This is a genomic window from Vicinamibacteria bacterium, from assembly GCA_035620555.1.
Classification (GTDB): domain Bacteria; phylum Acidobacteriota; class Vicinamibacteria; order Marinacidobacterales; family SMYC01; genus DASPGQ01.
The window spans coordinates 1-2,899 of record DASPGQ010000088.1 but is presented as its reverse complement, the minus strand read 5'-3'; the positions used below and the strand labels follow the sequence as shown (position 1 = coordinate 2,899).

Genomic DNA, 2,899 nt, shown 5'->3' with positions numbered 1-2,899 from the left:
CAGTCGACGGCTTCCCTGTATCGACCGTCCACGAGTAGCGCCAACCCCCGAGCGACCTCGTTCCCGCTGAGCGCGTCTCCTGGACGGTAGTAGAACTGTTGGAACCAGCGGGGAACGGTCTCCCGGACCGCGTGCTCTTTCCACGGATTCGGCATGAACCGAGGCGCGATGAGTCCGAGAACCGCGAGCAGGGAAGCAAGCAGGGCACCTGCTGCCGCACGCCTGTAGGAACGCGGCACAAGGGGAAGGCGAAATTTCTCGGTCGACGCCGCCTTCAACAGGATCATCGTGCCCAGGCGGTCGCCACACGGTGAGCAGGCGCATGCGTGGGCCGCCACGGAGCGGGCTTCGTCACCCGATAGCGAGCCCTCGACGTAGGCGCTGAGCTCCGGGAAGGAAGGGTGAGAATCATCCGGCGGACTCTTCGCCACCCGAACGTTCGATCCCGGTCGAACTCCGGCCGCGACGTTACGAAGACCACTCTCCAGCATCGCGACGATCGAGCCGGTGTCCCTGCCCTCGCTCGCTGCCACTCGAGCCACCGATTGCGGCGGTCGACGCAGCAAGACCCTCTCGATGAGGCGACGGGGCTCGCGCGGAAGATGCCGGACTCGCCGAAGCGCGGTTCCCGCGGCGGTCGCTATCTCCTCATCGTCTCGATCTCGTGAGAGGAGCTCGAGGACGCTCGGCGCCAACCCCGCGCCCCGCGGCCGCATCGATCCGAGGACCGAAGTGCGGATGGAATGGAGCACTCGCGCGTGGACGGCCGCCTCGGTGGAGATCTCGCTCGAGCGCCGTGCCAGGCCTGAGACCGCCCGCCTCACGTAGTCATCCGCGTCGACGCGGTTACCGCTGAAGGCTCGGGCGTAGAGCGTCCAAGCCGGAAACCAGCGCCTGCTCGCTTGTTCGACGGGAGTCACTGCCCTCTCGCTCATACCGTATTCTACCCAGCCGGGACGTTGTGACTTGACATAATCGTCATCACATGTGACCCTAAACTCGGGTTAGGGCTCCTACGGACCCTCACCACGGGAGCAAGAGACTTTCGGGGGGAAGTCATGCTCTTGAGATTCTTGCCTGTCGTCACCGCCTTCGCGATTTTTCTCTCATGCGTCGTGTCGGGCTACCCGCTCGATTACCCGCTCGTTCACCCATACGGATACGATACAGTCTTCTCTTTGAAGTTACAGCAATGGGGGCTCAGCGAGAGCGCGAGCTTCTTCTGGAACGTCGAGAACCCATCGCCGCTCTTGATCGTGTTCGCTCTACTCTTGATCTCCCCTCCTTGGGTCGCAGTCGTCGGGTCGCGAAAATCCCATGCTCGTCCACTGCGTCAGCCGAGAAGCTTGGGCTCGAGGTCGACGGAGTTGTGGAACACCCCGTCGGGAGGTGGGTTCCTCGACTCGTGAGCCGCACCGGCTTCGACGCCAAGTAACCGCGCAGCCTCGGCCTCGCTCAGCCCGGACAGAGCCTAGCTCTGCTTTCGAAAGCGGTTTCATGCCCACTTTGGCCGTCATTTTCGGCCAGGCCCTTCTTTGCCGCTCCACGGCCCGAGAGGTCTGTCATTGTGCCCTGGGGAGCGCCTATTACTCCCAGCGTAGCGCCTCGATCGGATCTACGCTCGCAGCCCGTCGAGCCGGAAGATAGCTCGCCGAAAGCGCTATCCCGACCAGAAGGAGCGAAACCAGCCCGTAGGTCAATGGGTCGACGGGGCTCACGCTGAACAGCAGAGTGCTCAGCAAACGCGTAAGGCCGAAGGCGGAGGTAATCCCCACGGCAACCCCGATGGCGGACAAGGTCGCCGCCTGGCGCAGGAACAATCCGCTCACCTTGTGGGTCTCGGCGCCGAGCGCCATGCGTACCCCGATCTCGCGGGTTCGCTGGGTGACGCCGTAGGAGATCACGCCGTAGAGCCCCACGGCACCGATGAGCAAAGCAACGGCAGATGCGATTACGAGCATCACCAGAGTAAAAGACGTGCGGCTCATCGACTGATAGAGAATCTCCTCGAGCGTTTGCACGTTCGCCAGTGGCGTGTCGGGATTCAGCGACCACACGGCCTCGGAGACGTCCTGCAGAAACGTTGCCTCGCCCGCGCGAGCCGTCCGTACCGCGAAGGCCATGTTGCGCTGGGCGAAGCCGATCTCTTCCCAGAAATCGGTCACCGACATCGGCCAGAACATGACCGTCGTGGGCTCCTGGTCGACCCCGTCGTCGTGGACGTTTCCGACCACCCCGACGATCTCGCGCCACTTGTCGCGCGGAGTGACCCGAACTCGCTTGCCGACGGCGGAGACCGCGTCGTTCCAGTACTCTCGAGCGAAGTTCTCCGTCACCACGACGACAGGCGCCATCAGGCGAACGTCATCCCAGCTGATCGGGCGACCGGCGACGAGAGGATTTCCCATGGTCTCGAAGTAGCCGGGCGAGATCCATTTGAAGCGCCGGATCGGAGGGAGCTTCCCGCCCTCGACGGGAAACTCCTCGACGAATATCGGGTCGTTGCTGTCGTAATCGTCCATGGTGATGGAAGAGGACATGCCGACCGACAGGACGCCGGGAATCCGTTCGACCCGACGCATAATCTGCTCGAATCGGCCGGGTACTTGATCGGCATCCTCGATCTGGGCACTGGGAATCGACACCCGAAACGTCAGCACTTCCGAAGGATTGACGAAACCTGGGTGAACCTGTCGAAGTGCCTGGAAGCTCCGGATCATGAGACCCGAGCCGATTAGCAGCACGAGCGCGAGAGCCATCTGGACGACCACCAGCGTCCCCCGGGCGCGCTGACGCTCCCTGCCATCACTCGAGGTTCGGCCGCCTTCTTTCAGAGCGCCGACCATATTCGGCCGCGTGTACTTGAAGACGGGAAAGAGCCCGAAGAAGAGCCCGGAGG

General features: G+C 63.2%; 2 protein-coding genes. Both read right to left on the bottom strand.

What is annotated here, in order from left to right; translation table 11 throughout:
• Positions 1-935: zf-HC2 domain-containing protein (locus VEK15_03565; GenBank protein ID HXV59746.1), on the bottom strand; the 935-nt coding region annotated here is incomplete at its 3' end.
• Positions 936-1,586: 651 nt separating this feature from the next.
• A partial coding sequence (locus tag VEK15_03560) for an FtsX-like permease family protein (protein ID HXV59745.1) occupies positions 1,587-2,899 on the bottom strand: 1,313 nt, incomplete at its 5' end.